Consider the following 1,391-nt stretch of genomic DNA (forward strand, 5'->3'; position numbering starts at 1 on the left):
CGAAAATCATGATCCGACACATCGTCTTCTTCACTGCCGCGAGCAGCAGCAATCTCGAGCCGATCCTGGACGGGCTTGCACTGCTGACGAAGATCCCGCACGCACGCCGGCTCGAAGTCGCGCAGAATCGCAAGAGCGATCCCGCCAGTAAGGAAGTCGACGTCATCGTCTACGGCGAATTCGGCACCGATGCCGAGCTCGCTGCCTATAAGGCGCATCCGCTATATCAGGAGGCTATCAAGCGAGTGCGGCCGCTGCGCGAATTGCGGTTTGCGGCCGACTATGAGATCGCTGCGGCAAGGACGTCGCTGGGCGAGAACGCGCGCCAGTAAGCACGACGCGCTTGTTGCCGGGGAAGCGGATGCTGCACAAGCCGGATCATGATAGCGGGAAACACGGCTGGCGGAAGCGTCCAGAGTGAGAGCACCTTAGATCGCTTGGAGATTGCCAGCTGACGATTTTCCAGTGCGCCGGTCCTGCTCGACCTCATAGCTGACCTTTTGGCCATCGGCGAGGCTCCTCAACCCGGCACGTTCCACGGCAGATATATGAACGAAAACGTCCGCTCCGCCGGCGTCCGGTTGGATGAACCCAAAGCCCTTTGTCGCATTAAACCACTTCACCGTACCCGTAGCCACGCGTCTACTCCTTGTCTTGGCAAGGCGGGCAATTCTCACCCGCGGAGGCAATCTAACCATCGCCCTGAACACGTCAATGACGGTTGTCTTTGTCAGCCTTTCGCCTGTGCCCTCTGCATCTCGGTCGAGTCACGGCCGAGAGGTTTTCTGGAGTAGCGCTCTTCGGTCGACCCGGCGAGGCATGCGCGTTGCGAATGGCTGGCGAACCGCTCTCCCGTCCGCCCTCGGCCCGGATGCACGGTAACCTCTCAGCGCATTGTCACCCTTGATGTGCGCGCGCGACTTCGAGGAGTGCACCCGCGATCTCGTCATTGGTCCATCCGGCCGCCGCGGCGCTCTCAACCAATTCCTGGACAGCCGGTTCCAGCGCGCGCTGGCAATGAAGCCCGCGATCTGGATGATCAGCCGCACAGCCTGGTTCCACAATCGTGATCTTCGATCGCTTCATAGCCGACCAGGGGCTTTCGCCCGTCTCCTTCAGCCACACGAGGCGTATGAGCTCGGATGTCAGTGGAGCGCGCTTGGGATATCGCTTGATGCGGTCAACAAGCTGTTCCAGTGATCCCGCGCGTTGCAGCTCCTTGAAAAAATGGTGTGGCGCGACGCTCCCGAGCCGGTGCGTCTCCGCCAGGCTCCATACGTACCGATAGGCCGCCATGAAATCGGATCGTGGCGGAGCCTCGGACGGTTCGGCCCTGGTCAAGATACCCCCGCCCACGAGGCGGTCGGCCTTTTCGATGATCTGGCGGCTCC

General features: G+C 61.3%; 3 protein-coding genes. 1 reads left to right on the forward strand and 2 read right to left on the reverse strand.

Translation table 11 applies throughout. The annotated features are described in order from the left end of the window. Positions 1-332: Dabb family protein (locus tag EN749_RS35760; RefSeq protein ID WP_348629411.1), on the forward strand; the 332-nt coding region annotated here is incomplete at its 5' end. A gap of 96 nt (positions 333-428) precedes the next feature. On the opposite strand, the gene EN749_RS35765 is transcribed toward EN749_RS35760, so the two are convergent. After that, positions 429-638, reverse strand: coding sequence for a cold-shock protein (locus EN749_RS35765; protein WP_107652739.1), 210 nt, complete (start codon positions 636-638; stop codon positions 429-431). Between the two features lie 259 nt (positions 639-897). Beyond that, the coding region (locus EN749_RS35770; RefSeq protein ID WP_128364928.1) for a hypothetical protein at positions 898-1,391 on the reverse strand (494 nt) is incomplete at its 5' end.

Source organism: Mesorhizobium sp. M7A.F.Ca.ET.027.02.1.1 (assembly GCF_004022985.1).
Lineage (GTDB): Bacteria > Pseudomonadota > Alphaproteobacteria > Rhizobiales > Rhizobiaceae > Mesorhizobium.